The sequence below is a fragment of the Lawsonibacter sp. OA9 genome (assembly GCF_022440585.1).
The window spans coordinates 2,158,199-2,173,049 of sequence record NZ_JAKNTI010000022.1 but is presented as its reverse complement, the minus strand read 5'-3'; the positions used below and the strand labels follow the sequence as shown (position 1 = coordinate 2,173,049).

At 55.7% G+C, this 14,851-nt stretch carries 12 protein-coding genes and 1 pseudogene; 4 read left to right on the top strand and 9 right to left on the bottom strand.

The genetic code is table 11. The annotated features are described in order from the left end of the window. Positions 1-18 precede the first annotated feature (18 nt). Genes MCG44_RS11710 through MCG44_RS11695 form a run of 4 tightly spaced genes read right to left on the bottom strand, consistent with a single transcriptional unit; the run spans position 19 to position 2,924 of the window. On the bottom strand, positions 19-1,083 hold the full coding sequence (locus MCG44_RS11710; RefSeq protein WP_186851859.1) for a M24 family metallopeptidase: 1,065 nt from the start codon (positions 1,081-1,083) through the stop codon (positions 19-21). Positions 1,084-1,094: 11 nt separating this feature from the next. Next, positions 1,095-1,514 (bottom strand): nuclear transport factor 2 family protein, encoded by a 420-nt coding sequence (locus tag MCG44_RS11705; protein ID WP_240288921.1) that lies wholly within the window; start codon positions 1,512-1,514, stop codon positions 1,095-1,097. 43 nt (positions 1,515-1,557) lie between these two features. After that, positions 1,558-2,421, bottom strand: a complete 864-nt coding sequence (locus tag MCG44_RS11700) for a TIM barrel protein (protein ID WP_240288393.1) — start codon at positions 2,419-2,421, stop codon at positions 1,558-1,560. Beyond that, a complete protein-coding gene (locus tag MCG44_RS11695; protein WP_240288391.1) occupies positions 2,418-2,924 on the bottom strand; it encodes a YqeG family HAD IIIA-type phosphatase in 507 nt (168 codons plus the stop codon). The genes MCG44_RS11700 and MCG44_RS11695 overlap by 4 nt, the downstream gene beginning before the upstream one ends. 138 nt (positions 2,925-3,062) lie before the next feature. On the opposite strand from MCG44_RS11695, the gene MCG44_RS11690 reads away from it, so the two are divergent. After that, positions 3,063-3,860 (top strand): hypothetical protein, encoded by a 798-nt coding sequence (locus MCG44_RS11690; RefSeq protein WP_240288388.1) that lies wholly within the window; start codon positions 3,063-3,065, stop codon positions 3,858-3,860. A 206-nt stretch (positions 3,861-4,066) separates the two neighbouring features. Here MCG44_RS11690 and nifU read toward each other — a convergent pair whose 3' ends face one another. Next, the gene (gene nifU / locus MCG44_RS11685; RefSeq protein WP_186851861.1) at positions 4,067-4,480 is read right to left on the bottom strand and encodes a Fe-S cluster assembly scaffold protein NifU; all 414 of its coding nucleotides are present in this window, start codon (positions 4,478-4,480) and stop codon (positions 4,067-4,069) included. 14 nt (positions 4,481-4,494) lie between these two features. Next, positions 4,495-5,666, bottom strand: a pseudogene (nifS, locus tag MCG44_RS11680) (cysteine desulfurase NifS). A 166-nt stretch (positions 5,667-5,832) separates the two neighbouring features. On the opposite strand from nifS, the gene MCG44_RS11675 reads away from it, so the two are divergent. After that, positions 5,833-6,261 (top strand): RrF2 family transcriptional regulator, encoded by a 429-nt coding sequence (locus MCG44_RS11675; RefSeq protein WP_147573301.1) that lies wholly within the window; start codon positions 5,833-5,835, stop codon positions 6,259-6,261. A gap of 74 nt (positions 6,262-6,335) precedes the next feature. On the opposite strand, the gene cysK is transcribed toward MCG44_RS11675, so the two are convergent. The 3 genes from cysK to MCG44_RS15025 all read right to left on the bottom strand — a co-directional run bounded on the left by cysK (position 6,336) and on the right by MCG44_RS15025 (position 13,772). Continuing rightward, positions 6,336-7,268: a cysteine synthase A gene (cysK, locus tag MCG44_RS11670; protein ID WP_240288387.1), complete on the bottom strand. Its 933-nt coding sequence runs from the start codon at positions 7,266-7,268 to the stop codon at positions 6,336-6,338. Between the two features lie 14 nt (positions 7,269-7,282). After that, complete coding sequence (locus tag MCG44_RS11665) at positions 7,283-8,566, bottom strand: O-acetylhomoserine aminocarboxypropyltransferase/cysteine synthase family protein (RefSeq protein WP_240288385.1); 1,284 nt, start codon at positions 8,564-8,566, stop codon at positions 7,283-7,285. A gap of 484 nt (positions 8,567-9,050) precedes the next feature. Further along, positions 9,051-13,772, bottom strand: coding sequence for an S-layer homology domain-containing protein (locus MCG44_RS15025; protein ID WP_240288383.1), 4,722 nt, complete (start codon positions 13,770-13,772; stop codon positions 9,051-9,053). A gap of 318 nt (positions 13,773-14,090) precedes the next feature. Between MCG44_RS15025 and MCG44_RS11655 the strand changes: the two genes are divergently transcribed. After that, on the top strand, positions 14,091-14,447 hold the full coding sequence (locus MCG44_RS11655) for a TSUP family transporter (RefSeq protein WP_240288382.1): 357 nt from the start codon (positions 14,091-14,093) through the stop codon (positions 14,445-14,447). Continuing rightward, positions 14,444-14,809 carry a sulfite exporter TauE/SafE family protein gene (locus tag MCG44_RS11650; protein ID WP_147571675.1) on the top strand — a complete coding sequence of 122 codons (366 nt, stop codon included), beginning with the start codon at positions 14,444-14,446 and terminating at the stop codon, positions 14,807-14,809. Before MCG44_RS11655 ends, MCG44_RS11650 begins: the two co-directional genes overlap by 4 nt. Positions 14,810-14,851: the final 42 nt, after the last annotated feature.

The window sequence follows — 14,851 nt, the reverse complement described above, 5'->3', positions numbered from 1 at the left end:
GTATGCATCTTGTCCCATTTACAATACGATCAGGTCCTTGGGGGAGCGAGTGATGTCCTCACATCCGCCGTCCTTCAGGACCAGCACGTCCTCAATGCGGACGCCGAATCTACCGGGAATGTACACGCCGGGCTCGGCAGAGATGACCGCCCCCGCTGGGAGAACGCGGTCCTCACTGGGGCTGGCATTAGGGGACTCATGGATATCCACTCCAAGGGAGTGGCCGAAGCTGTGGGTAAAATAATCCCCATAGCCCGCCTCCCTCAGTACCCGCCGGGCCGCGCCGTCCACCTCCCGACCAGATACCCCAGCCCGGGCGGCCTGGATGCCCGCCCGCTGGGCGGCCAAAACGGCGGCATATACCTTCTCCATCTCCGGGCTGGGCTGTCCCAGGGCCACCGTGCGGGTCATGTCAGAGCAGTAGCCCTCCACCTTGCAGCCGAAGTCCATGGTAATGAACATCCCCACATCCACCACCTGATCTCCGGGCACGGCGTGGGGGCGGGAGCCGTTGGGCCCGGCGGCCACGATGGGGTCAAAGGACACCTGCTCCCCGCCCCGACGCAGCAGTTCGTATACCAGTCGGGCGGCGATCTCTCGCTCGGTCAGTCCGGGCCGGATAAAATTCAGAATGGCCTTGAACGCCTCGTCGGTGATTTCCTGGGCCCGGCGCATATGGGCCAGCTCCCCCTCGTCCTTGCTGGCTCGCAGATCATCCAGGAGTCCCTGGGCGGGGGTGAGGATGCAGGGCAGCTCCTGGCTGTATCGGCGGTGGGCGTCTACGGTCATTTCACCGCTCTCAAAGCCTACGTTGCGCAGCCCATGGACCTGGATAAATTCCTTGGCCTGAGACAGGTGGCCGCTGCCGGCGGTGACTAGAGATACCTCCGCTCCCACGATCTGCTCCCGAGCGGCCTCGATATACCGACCGTCGGTGGTGTAGCGGGCCCCGTCCCGGGTGACCAGGAGCAGACCCTCACCATGGAAGCCCAGAGCGTACCGCTCCCCGGAGGGGCTGGTGATCAGCATGGCGTCCAGGCCGTATTCAGGGAGTTTTTTTGCGATATTAGCAATATGGTTCATATAGTTTCTCCTCAAAACCAGATGTTGGGCGCTTCCCGGAATTTTGGAGCTGGGCCATCGGCATAGGGGTCATACCGGTGAAGATTGCATCCAAACTCCTGAAGGCGGCAGATTCTATCGTCCCCATCCCAGTCTATCAGAGAGAGGCCATCAAATATTTCTGCCGTTCCGTCGTGCATTTTATTTTCGAAGTACCACTCTACCACCGTCCGGTCCTCTCTGTGAAAAAAGCCCCGGATGTCCCAGGCCAGTACCTTTCCGCGGGTATTCCACTCCTCAAACCAGTGCTTGATCTGCTGGGCGCCGCGATATTCCGGCCCCCAGCTCTCGATATACAGGGTATCTGGAGCAAAAATCTGCAGAATACCGGTGTCCCGGCCCTCCAGCCACATAGAAAACCAGCGGCGGACAGCCTGCTCCCGTCCTGCCATATCCATACCGTTTCTCCTTTCGGCGCAGCTCCATGAGAGCCTCTCATGGGTTTGCGGCATACTGCTCGTAGATTCGTTTCATAGTCAGAGCATCCTCCGCCTGAGTCCCCGCGCTCTCGCAGATAAAAGTGGGGCTCCAGCCCCGTCGGGCCACCTGAGCGGCCAGGGGCGCCCAGTCGGGGCCGTAGCCGTCATTGTCGGAAAAGGTACGGTGGCACTTCTCGCCCCCGCCGGGAGTGAACTGGATGTGGGAGAAGTGGCTGTGGAACCGGGCAGCCCGTTCTGTCCCCAGTACCTCCTCTACCCGGTCCAGCATCCGGGAAAATGCCTCCTGCCCGTCGTCTGCCCCCAGGGAGCGGGCGTACAGATGCCCCCAGTCGATGCAGGGGATCAGCCGCTCATCCAGGGTACACAGCTCCAGCACCTCGTCCAGATCCCCCAACTGGTTGATCTTACCCATTGTTTCTGGGCATAGGGCGATGTGGCCAAAACCCCGGTCATCACAGGCGGCGATGACATCCCGCAGGGAGCGGCGCGCGATGTCCAGGGCTTCCCTCCGGCTGCGCTTCATCAGCGCCCCGGAGTGGATGACCACCCGGCCGGCCCCCATTTGGCTGGCCACCAGACAGGCGGCAGAGATATAGCCGATGGTCTTTTCTAGGGCCGACCGGTCGGGATTGGCCAGGTTGATGAAGTAGGGGGCATGGAGGGACAGGGAGATGCCAGCCTGGCGGGCCCGCTCCCCCACCCTGCGGGCAGTTTCCTCTCCCACATGGACCCCTTTGCCGCACTGGTATTCATAGCAGTCCAGCCCCAGGCCGGCGATCCATTCCGGGGCCTCCACCGAGGAGCGGTGTGCCTTGGAAAAGCTGTCGGAATTGCCCGCCGGGCCAAATTTGGCGCTCATAGGAAGGGCCTCCTTCTGCCCAGCATCCGGAAAGGGGTTTCAGCGGCGTAGCGGAGGTATCGGCCCGGATTGCCCGCCAGCCGAATAGGCTCCACCAGCAGGGGGATGACCCCGGCGTTGTTGGCCCCAAGGGTATCGGTAAAGATCTGGTCCCCCACCATCACCGTTTCCTCCGGCCGGCAGCCCATCCGCTCCATAGCCCGGAGATAGCCCCCTTTTTTCGGTTTGCCTGAGTGCCCCTGATAGGGGATGCCCAGCTGTTCGGCAAACTTCTGCGCCCGGCCGGGCTTTCGGCTGTTGGACAGCAGGAACAGTTGGATCCCCTGCTCCGCCAGCTCTGCGGCCCAGGCGGCCACCTCGGGGGAAGGCTCTGTCACATGGTAGGGGACAAGGGTGTTGTCCAGGTCTGCCAGTACCAGCCGGACCCCTTTGGCGGCCAGCTCGCTGGGGCTGATGTGGGTGACCGAGGGATATACCCCCCGGGGAATGGGTGAAAAGGGCACGGGCAGGTCCTCCTTTATGTCTCGTTCTATGCTTTGGCCCGCTGGCATAGAGTGGAGGGAGCGGGCCTCCATTTGGTCTGACCACAATCATCGGTTAAGTATATCACGATACAATATTCTGGGCAAGGGGGAGCCGTCATGACGAGGGACACCATTATCATTACCACGCCGCCTCAGACTCTGCGGTCAGTACAGGGGTGGGATGTGACCCCAGGTCACCTGGCCTATCGGGTGGGGAGGGGGCCGCATTTGTTCCGGGCGGGCGGCGGCACAGTCCAGCCCAGGGGCGGGATCATGGTGGTGGACGATCAGGGCTTCGACGGTCTGGGCGACCCCGGCCCGCTGTGCCAGGAGGTGGTCCGGGAGTGTTCCGCCCGTGGCTTCACGGGGGCGGTACTGGACTTTGATGCCAAGCTGCCCCCGCTGGAGCGGATGGCCGCCACACTGGAGGAGGGATTTGCCCGCCGGGGCTGGACCCTCTATGTGCCGGAAAGTTACGGAGCCAGGCTTCAACGGGCCAGAGTCATGATATCCTCCGCCCTATCTGGAGGCTCTCTGGCCCTTCGGCTGGAGGAGGCGTCCGGCTGCTTTGGGGCGGACCGGGTGGCTCTGGCGCTCCAGAGGGTGGCGGAGGACTTTACCCTGCCTTCATCCACAGGCAACGGGCAGCCCCTGACCAGGGAAGAACTGGCCCAGAAAAGGCGGCAGATGAACCCCTCGGTGTTCTTTTCCGGAGAGCTTTGCGCTCGGTATTTTACCTATATGAACCGGGAGGGTGGAGCCCACTTTGTCCTCTTTGATGATGGCGACACCCTGCGTCGAAAAATGGAGGTAGCCCGCAGAGCGGGGATACACACCTTCCTGGCCGCCTGGCCGGAGGTGGCGGACTGTGTGGAGCAGCTGGGGCTCCAACGGGCGCAATCCAGAGCCAGATAGGTCCAGCCTTCCCAGGGGTATATGACAGAAAACAGACGTTTCAAGAGAGAAAAATTTGTATGCGGCCGCAAGCGATTAGGCCGTTGAAAAGATTTCGATAAAAAGAGCCGATAACCGCAATGAGATCTGCGTGTTATCGGCTGTGCGGTTTTCCAGCCTAGGTCCTTATCAGACTAAAAGGCTCTAAAGGAGACCGACAAAGGGATTCAGCGCCCATCGGCTTCTACTGAACACTCTGGTGGTACGGGCTCGCCCCGCTTTGTATAGTAGTCAGCTAAAGCCGCTTTTACTGCTTCTTCTGCAAGGACGGAACAGTGCATCTTATGAGGGGGAAGACCGTCCAATGCCTCCGCAACAGCGGCGTTGGTCATAGTCAATGCCTCTTCGATGGTCTTGCCCTTTATTATCTCAGTTGCCATAGAAGAGGTAGCGATGGCAGAACCGCAGCCAAAGGTCTTGAACCTGACATCTGTGATAACGCCATGGTCAATTTTGAGATACATTTTCATGATGTCGCCGCACACTGGATTGCCTACGGTACCAACTCCGTCCGCATCCTCAATGATCCCCACATTCCGAGGATGATTAAAATGGTCCATAACTTTATCAGAATAAATCATGGTATTCTTCTCCTTTACCAAGTCGCCTTTTGGGCCGTGGTATCCCAAACGGGGGACATGGCCCGCAGATGATCAACAACTTCCTTGAGTGCCAGAATGATGGTATCCACGTCATCTTCCGTTACATCACTTCCCAGACTGATCCGTACAGAGCCATGGGCGATCTCGTGGGGGAGGCCAATGGCCAGAAGCACATGGGAGGGCTCCAAAGAAGCGGAGGAACAGGCGGAGCCACTGGAAACGCAGATGCCTCTCGCATCAAGCTTCAGTAAAATGGATTCTCCCTCAATGGCCTCAAAAGTAAATGAGGCGATGGATGGCAGGCGGTTTACCGGGTCGCCGGTGAGGCGGGTTCGGGGAAACTTTAAGACCTCTTGGATCAGTTTGTCCCGCAGCGTGGAGATACGGGGAATTTCTTCCTCTAAAACGGCACACCGCTCTTTTAAGGCGGCGGCAAGCCCCACCGCGCCAGCCACGTTCTCTGTCCCAGAACGGCGGTTTCGCTCCTGACCACCGCCGTGGATCAGCGGTAGAATAGGAGTTCTGGATTTGATATACAGGACACCCACCCCCTCGGACCATGAAATTTATGCCCAGATAGACTGAGTAAGTCTACCCCCAGATCGTTTACGTCCACCGGGATATGGCCTGCCGCCTGTACGGCATCTGTGTGAAATAGCGTACCATTCTCGTGGGCAATGGCAGCAAGTTCCTTAACTGGTTCAATCGTCCCAATTTCATTGTTGGCCATCATAATGGAAACAAGAATCGTGTCAGGCCGCAAAGCGTCTTTCAGGACTTCCGGTTGTACAGTACCAAATTCGTCTACCGAAAGCTCCTCCACATCAAACCCCTGCTTTCTCATCCATTGGGCTGTGTGAAGAATAGCGTGGTGTTCCACGGCGGAGATCAGGATATGCTTCCCCTTTTTGTTAAGAGCTTCTGCCACTCCGCGTAGCGCCCAGTTGTCGCTCTCAGTGCCTCCGGAAGTAAAGAATATTTCCTCTGGTTGAGCGTTCAGACACAGCGCCACGTCAGCTCTGGCCCTGTCCAAAGCCGCCTTCGAGTGAGTAGCGAGATTATATAAAGAGGATGGATTTCCATAGTCCTCCGTGAAATAAGGCGTCATCGCCGCAAGCGCCACAGGAGAAAGTTTTGTTGTTGCGGCGTTATCCGCGTAGATCATGGGGTATCTAGCTCCTTTCTTAATCATAGTAGGAATGTAGGTTTTATAAACCTATTATATCACTATGTTTTTTGAGTTTCAAGTAGTAGCCATGACTTTTTGATGAAGCCATTGATATATGATTAACCCTGTTGTATAATAGGATTATCGAAAGGGGGATATGATAATGATCGTTTCGACAAAAGGCCGCTATGCGCTTCGGGTGATGATTGATTTGGCCGAACATCCTTCGGACGGCTATATTCCCCTGCGGGAAATTGCCCAGCGGCAGGAGATATCGGAAAAGTATCTAGAAATCATCCTGAAATTGTTGGTACGTGGGAATCTGCTGACGGGGCTTCGAGGCAAAGGCGGAGGGTACCGGCTGAATCGTGGTCCAGAGCAGTATACGGTGGGAGAAATTTTGCGCTGTACAGAGGACAGCCTGGTTCCCGTGGCCTGTCTGGGCTCCGGCAGCAATGAATGCCGTCGTGCGGCGGAATGTCGTACCCTGCCGATGTGGAAGAAATTGAACCAGATGGTCAATGACTATTTCGATAGTATTACCATTGCTGATTTGATAAGAGCTGATGGACAGGTAGCCTGCCCGATCTGACCATGCATACTATGTGCGCTTGAAAAAGCCGCCGCATATGCGGCGGCTTTTTCAATGCGATGATATGATTTTGGTTATTCTGAAAAGAGGGGGGTGGAGAGATACCGGTCTCCGGTGTCAGGGAACAGCACCACGATTGTTTTTCCCCTGGCCTCCGACCTCTTGGCGATTTCCAAGGCGGCCCACAGGGCAGCTCCGGAAGAGATTCCAACCAAGACGCCTTCTTTTCTGCCTGTCAGCCGGCCCAAAGCAAAGGCATCCTCATTCCTCACCGGGATGATTTCGTCATAGATGGAAGTATCCAGCGTATCAGGAACAAAGCCAGCGCCGATGCCCTGAATCTTATGGGATCCGGCGCACCCCCCACTGAGTACCGGAGAGTCTTTCGGCTCCACGGCAATGACTTTGAGATCGGGATTTTTCTCCTTTAGAAATTTTCCCACGCCGGAAACAGTGCCGCCGGTGCCCACTCCGGCAACAAAGTAGTCCACGACACCTTCGGTATCTATCCAGATCTCCGGCCCAGTGGTGGCATAGTGGGCGGCGGGATTGGCGGGGTTCACAAATTGTCCCGGCACAAAGCTGTCAGAGATGCCTGCGGCTAGCTCATTTGCCCTGGCGATGGCGCCCTTCATGCCTTTGGTTCCCTCTGTCAGTACCAACTCCGCGCCGTAGGCCTTCATAATCTGCCGCCGCTCTACACTCATAGTTTCCGGCATGACAATAATGATGCGATAGCCGCGGGCGGCAGCAACGCTGGCAAGGCCGATTCCGGTATTACCGGAGGTAGGCTCGATTATGACGCTGCCGGGTTTTAGCAGGCCTTTTGCCTCCGCATCGTCGATCATGGCCTTGGCGATGCGGTCTTTTACGCTTCCAGCTGGGTTAAGATACTCCAGTTTGGCAATGATCTTCGCTTCCAGACCCAGTTCCTTTTCAATGTGTGTCAGTTCCAAGAGCGGAGTATGCCCGATTAGCTGGTCAGCCGCGGCGTAAATCCTGTTCATCTTCTCTCCTCCCCCTATTTTACCTGTGCGAAGCCTTTTTCAAGGTCTGCGATGATGTCGTCAATATGTTCTGTGCCAATAGAAAGCCGAATGGTGTTAGGTTTGATTCCTACATCTAACAGTTCCTCCTCAGTAAGCTGGGAGTGAGTTGTGGTAGCCGGGTGGATAACCAGAGATTTCACATCGGCCACATTCGCCAATAGGGAAAACAAATCCAATCCATCAATAAACTGCCACGCCTGCTCTTTGCCTCCTCTGATCTCAAAGGTGAAAATGGATGCGCCTCCATTAGGAAAGTATTTCAGATATAGAGCGTGGTCAGGGTGGTCGGGCAGGGAGGGGTGGTTCACCTTCTCCACCAGTGGATGGCTTGTCAGGTACTCAACCACCTTCTGAGTATTCTCTGCGTGGCGATCCAGCCGCAGGGACAGCGTTTCAGTCCCTTGGAGCAGCAAGAAAGCGGCAAAGGGAGAGATAGCGGCCCCGGTATCCCGCAAGAGGATTGCGCGGATATAGGTGACGAAGGCAGCCTTTCCGGCGGCCTTGGTGAATTTAACGCCATGATAGCTGGGATTTGGCTCGGACAGCCATGGATACCGGCCCGACGTTGCCCAATCAAAGGTGCCGCCGTCCACAATGACGCCGCCCAAAGCAGCGCCGTGTCCGCCAATGAACTTGGTAGCGGAGTGGACGACGATATCCGCGCCATGTTCGATTGGCCGGATCAGATAGGGTGTCCCGAAGGTGTTGTCAATCACCAGGGGCAGACCATGGGAATGGGCAATTTGTGCGATGGCGTCGATATCTGGAATGTCACTGTTGGGGTTGCCCAGTGTTTCGATGTAGATGGCCTTGGTATTGGGTTGAATAGCCCCAGCTACCTCACTCAAATCATGAATGTTAACGAAGGTAGTCTCCACCCCATATAAGGGTAGCGTATGAGCCAACAGATTGGATGTGCCGCCGTAGATGGTTTTTTGCGCTACAATATGTTCACCTTTTTTAGCAAGAGCCTGGATAGTATAGGTGATGGCCGCCGCACCAGAGGCCAGAGCCAATCCAGCCGCGCCGCCCTCTAGTGCGGCGATACGGTCCTCAAACACTCCTTGGGTAGGGTTGGTCAAACGACCGTAGATGTTTCCCGCGTCAGCCAGCCCAAACCGGGCGGCGGCATGGGCAGAATCGTGGAACACATACGATGTGGTGGCGTAAATAGGGACAGCGCGGGCATCGGTAGCAGGGTCTGGCTTTTCTTGCCCAACATGAATTTGCAGCGTTTCAAATTTGTAGTTGTTCATAACAGATACCTCTTTCATTATTCCCTGATATGGAAAATTGGGGTTAGCACACAACTCCCGGACAGGTATCTGGACCTATTGATATCGTATTTACCAAAGACACAAACAAGAAAATGTTATGCGCCTAGCCAGATCACACGTCCGGAAGCACAACATTCGTCCACATCGGAAATTGCTACGCAAGAGTGATTGAAATATACTTTGCATAAAGCAAACTCCTTTCCATAAATGATAGGCAGATAATAACATAATTTACCTACTATGTCAATAGGTATTATGCTTTATTCAAAAGAGAGTGGCCGCTAGTATGCCCCAGTCCGAGGAAAGTAAAACGAAAATTGAAGAATCCTGGACCAAAAATCAGGAGGAGCCGGTGTGGTAGAATCCACACCGGCTCCTTCAAAGCAGATCTAAATTGTCGTGAGGGTTCTCCATGGGAAGACTTCCTTATGGGAATTTCCTCATTTTGCTGTACCTCAAAATCTTACTTTGCAATATCCTTGCAGAAGTTCATGAAGATCTGTGCTACCTCGGCACGGGTGGCCCCGGCGGTAGGCGCCAGGATACCGTTCCCCTTGCCGGACAGCAGACCAGCGTTCACCGCCCAGTCCATGGCCTTCACGGCATAGCTGGAGATGGAGGAGGCGTCCAGATAGCCCTCTGTACCCTTGCCGCTCTGGCTGGTCTTGTACCCCTCGTTCTGGGCGTAGCGGTACAGGATGGCCGCCAGCTGCTCCCGTGTAATGGGATCGTTGGGGCCGAAGGTGTCCCCGTAGCCGGACACGATGCCCTCACCGGCCGCCCAGGAAATGGCGTCGGCGTACCAGGCGCCCTCCGCCACGTCAGCGAAGTCAGCCCTGCCGGCCGCGGGCTTGCCCTCCAGGCTGTACAGCATCTGGGCCACCATGGCACGGGTCAGGGTGCTGCCGGGGGCGAACTCCCGGCCGGACACACCGGACATCAGGCCGTTGTCCAGGGCGTAATCCACCGCCTCATGGTACCAGGCGTCCTCGTCCACATCCCGGAAGCCGGCGGAGGGGCAGGTATCCTGGTGGTCGATCTCCACGAAGGAGGCCTCAATGGTCACCTTGGACCGGGGCATCTTGAAGGTATACTTGCCATCGCCCTTGTCGGTCAGCTTGATCTCGTCCCCATTCTTGTCGGTGACGGTCAGCTCGTCCAGCTCATAGCCCTCGTCGGGCTTGACGGTGATGGTCACCGTCCGGCCGCTGGAGGCGCTCTTGGGGGACACGGTCACGCTGCCGTTGTCAATGTTCTTGTCCACGCTGATGGAGTAGCTGCTGGAGCCGCCGCCTCCACCGCCGCCGGAGGTGTACCAACTGGCGGTAAAGGTCACATCGGCGGTAATGGTCACTGTCGCACCGGCGGCATGAACTGTGGTTCCGTCATACCAGCCCTGGAAGTTGCCTCCGGCAGGGGCAGCAGGCAGGGTGAAGGAACTGTTGTTGGTCACGGTTTGAATGTCAATGACCTGGCCGTTCACCACGACCTTGACGGTGTGGGAGCCTGCGGGTGCGGTGGTGACGATCTCGCCGGTGATGGCGCCCTTGTTGTCCAGAGTGCCACCGTTGATATCGATCTTGTCAACGGGCTTGCCGTCCTTATCCTTGTTGCCGCTGGCAGTGAGCTTGGAATTCTCGTCTACTGTCAAAGATCCGTCAGACTTCAATTCCACCACGGCGTTCATGTCGTTGCCCTGCCAGTCTTTGCAGGGCAATTCCTTGCCGCTGTTGGTCACAGAGATGGAGCCGCCGCCGGACACAGTTACATCCTGGGCGACCACGCCGGTCTTGTCTACATTCGTGACATTGACGGTAGAATTATCTACGGTGATATCCTGTACGCTTAGACCATAGTCGCCGCAGCCGTTTACGGTGAGAGTGGAATGATCCTTGATATTCCACACGCCGCCGTTGGAGGCGTTGCCGTCGATGTTCTGGATGGTCAGCTTGGAGTTGATCATCTCGACGCTGGCCAAATTCTCAGCGGCCACCTGGAACACCATGCCGCGCTGCAGCCCGGTCAGTTCCACCTCGGCATTGTTCAGGATCAGCTTGCCGCCGTTGCCATTGGCGCTGTTATTCAGAATGAAGCCGGTGCCGTCGTAATTGCCGCCCTTTCCTTCGGTATCAGCAGTGCCCTTAACCGTCAGCTTCACGCCGTTCAAGGTCAGAGCGACGTTCTCGGTGATCGTAAAGGCGCCGGTAGTAGGACCAGCGGCGACGGTGGCGGTGATGGCGGGGACAGCCGCAGCATTCTCGTCTTTGAGGATGGTGATATTCTTGCTGATGGTGAACTTGGCGCTGTCCAAAGCGGCATCCTTCACCAGATAGATGTTGCCGCCGTCAAACTTAGGATCAGCCAGAGCGGTGGCCAGCTTCCCGGTTGTGATGGCGCCATTGGACACCCAGACGGCCTCGTCGTCCTCTCCGATAATCACGCCGATGAAGTCCGACAGATGGTCGGTGGTCCAGGACAGAGTGCCGGCCTCATAGATGGTGGTCATAGACTCCAGCTGGCCGTCCTCGCTCACATAGTAGACCACGACTTTGTCGCCCTGTGCTAACTCCTGTGCGGGAGTATAGGGTACAGAAACGGTGATCTCGCCCTTGCGGCTGTCGTCCTCAGCGGAGAACACGGGGTCGCCGCTGGCGTTAACGGCGGACACGGTCCAGCCGCCACCGATCTTCTCCTCCACGGTCAGGGCCACGCTGCCGCCATCGGCGTTGTCGGTGATGGTGGTCCATGCGTCCTTGTCCAGAGTGACGGTGCCCACGTCGGTGACGATATCCACATCGACCTTGGCCGACTGAACGGAGGTCAGAGCGTTGTTGTCCACAGATACGGTGACCTGCTTGACGCTTTCGTCAGGAGCTCCAGCCTCGCCGGTGGCCACATTTACAGTGACAGAACCGGATTCAGGCTTCACCTGACCGTCTCCTTCGGTTCCGGTTTCTCCCTGGTTGACAGAGAAGTTGCCACCGACAGTAGCGGAAGCAGAGGTGCCGCCCGCAGGCTTCTCTACATCGGCCACCATGCCATTGGAGGCCTCTACCGTCCAGAGGCCCTCAGAAGGAGTGTTTTCCTTGGCAGTATAGCCGGTGGAAATGTAGGATTTGGGATCAGAAGAGAAGGTGCCGCCGATGATGGAAACGCGGGAAGTGTCCGCGGGATCATCAGCCACAGTCTGCACTGCGTTGACTCCAGAATCAGAGGTAAATGTACCACCGGAAACCGCAATTTTGGAAGTTTCGGTCATACCTGGATACTTTGCCGCACTGTCAAATACCAGAGCGGCACAGGGAACTACAACTCGGCTATCTCCGACCTTGCCGGTGACATTTCCGGTCGTCTTAAACTCGCCGCCGGTGACGGTGATAGTTCCTCCACGGGCAACAATGCCAGCTCCGCCGGTAATGTTAAAGGTACCACCGGAAACTGTGATCTGATCCTTCCAGGGGGCATAGATACCGCAGGCAACATAACCCGCAGTCTTAATGCTGCCATTGAAGGTACCGCCCTTGATGTTGATCACATTGGGATCACCAGTCCGGTTCGATCCGTTACCCGCAATAACCGCATTATCAGAGGCGCTGAAAGTGCCGCCCTCAATGGTAATCGTTGCGCCAGTCGAGAGCCCAGTAAATACTGCACCCTCCACAGATTCAAACTCACCAGACTGAATCGTGGTGGTAGAATTGCTGCCGACCCCGATTGTACCTGATTTCTCAGAAATGATCTTTCCGCCGGACAGAGAATCCAGAATGGTCAGCGCACCATTGTTAAGAAGGGCGTCGCCGCTTGTAACCGTGAGTTTTTTCCCGTTCAGGTCCAACTTAATATCAGTCTTTTGGGAAATCTGAATGGTGCTGGATGAGGTGATATCCTTTACCAGCTTCACCGTATCGCCGGTCTTGGCGGCGGCGATGGCGTCGGGCAAAGTGGCGTAATATTTACCTCCAACTTCTGCCACAGAGTTTTCAGCTGTCAATGGGACAACAATAAAACTCCCGTCACTCTCTTCCACTTTACTGGAGGGATTTGTATAATCAGACAACTGCTTATTTTTGGGGTTGGTCTTAACTTCATTACTGGAGAATTTACCCTCATAAATCTCTAGCCCACCCAGGGGATTATCTACATAAACTGCGGGCTGACCGGATGCCTGGGAAACAAAGGTACCGTCATGTACAAAGACGATTGCAGACTTTTTCTCTCCGCCATCCCCACTATTACCCACAAATAGCGCCTGCTTCGTGCAGGCCGTGAAGATGCCGTCGTAGATATGGGCTTCCACCTCTCCGGATTCGCCGGCGATATAGGCCGCATAAAATGCGCTGTTTCCGCCACTGTGCGTCTCACAGGAAACGGTCGTAAAAGTGCCACCACGAATTTCTGAGTATCCGGCAGAGGTAGAGAAGGCCCCCTGAACACCAATCACTTTACCATCATAAAAATACAACTCAGGCTTTGCGGCCGATTTGTCAGTCCAGTGGCTTTGAATGGTGTACCCCCAGTTTTTATTATCACACGAACTGCAAGAGCGACCTTCAAAGGTACCACCATAAATTTTGGTGATTCCCTCATTATATACCGCCGTTGGGGAGCCGTAGTAAGCTCCATTTCTGATTGTACACTGTGAGCCGGGGCGGTTTTTAATAACTGCTCCGCCTGCATACAAATAGCTTTTATAAGTGCCATTGAGAACAGTCAGCACTCCGTAATTGTCAAATACGCCATACGTTTCTTTTGCAGAAGTGGTATCAATAGTTCCGTCCCCCTCTACAATCAGAGTCCCTTCAATTTTGAAAGGACGCCCAGTAAAATTCTCTGTAACAGTGAGAGTCTTTCCATTCAAATCAAAAGAGATTTCTTTTCCTTCTGGAATCGTAATCACTGTATCAATGGAAAAACCATCAGTTAGGATAATATCGGTTTGGACACCGTCTGGGGCAACATTAATTGCCTGTTGCAATGCCTCTGCGGTATCGATCTCGCCCACCGTTGTTTGCATAGGCTCCGATTTGTCCCCACTTCTTTCGGTCTGGGTCACAACGTCAACCGGGTCCGAAACGGTCTGCTCCGTGCTGGGTTCAGCTTCTGTTTCAACCGCAAACACTGCAGTGGGAAGAAGCGACAACAGCATACACAAAGTCATGAATCCTGCCAAAAGTTTTTTCTTCACAAAATTTCCTCCTCTACATAAAAAATAAGGAATAAACATATACTAATTTGACTGTCATCCTCCTTCACTTGTTTTAAAAAGTGTACCTACAAAAAGTTTTGAGAGCACACCTATACAACATTAGAATATAGCATTAACAGGGAAGAAAAGCAACCATTTGACAATAATTTTCATCTTATTTCTGAATTTGTAAAGGTACACCTTTTCAAATTTATGCCTACCCGCTCCGGAAGGAGTAGTTCCCTCTTTTTATTCAAGCTGACTTTTTACATAAACCGCCCCGCTTTTGGCACACTAGGTCCAAAAGGGGGCGGTTTTTTGCGCGGTCAAACATGGAGATATCTGATTGCCGGCGGACTGGCCGGAGTCGCCAACGGCTTCTTTGGTGGCGGAGGGGGCTCGGTGTTCGTTCCGCTGCTCACCGGGTACTGCCGTCTGGACCAGCGGAGGGCTTTTGCCACCTCGGTGGCGGTCATCCTGCCCCTGTGCGCCCTGTCCGTGTGCGTCTACTTTCTGCGGGGCGGGCTGGACTTCTGGGCCGCGCTGCCATACCTGGTGGGAGGGACTGTCGGCGGCTGGGCGGGGGGAAAGTGGTTCAAAGGAGTACAGATGGTCTGGCTGAAGCGGGCCTTCGGCCTTCTGCTTATCTATGGGGGAGTGAGGAGCTTTTTATGAGCGAATGGGTTTTGCCCCTGGCAGTGGGGGCTGCCACAGGAGTGCTGTCCGGCTTCGGCGTGGGGGGAGGCACCCTCCTGCTGGTCTATATGACCGCCTTCGCCGGCGTGGACCAGCATCTGGCACAGGGCATCAACCTGCTCTATTTCCTGCCCGCTGGGCTGATGGCCCTGCCCGCCCATGTCAAAAACGGTTACATCGAGAAACCAGTGCTCCTCCCGGCCATCGGGGCAGGGCTGGTCTGCGCCGCCCTGGCGGCGTGGGCGGCCACCGCTATGGAGGTAGGGCTGCTGCGCAAATTCTTCGGAGCGTTTCTCATCGTGGTGGGGCTGATGGAGCTGTTTGGGCGTACAAAGGAGTAAAAATGCTTGCTCCCAGGCGTCGGATAGGATATGATAGGACCA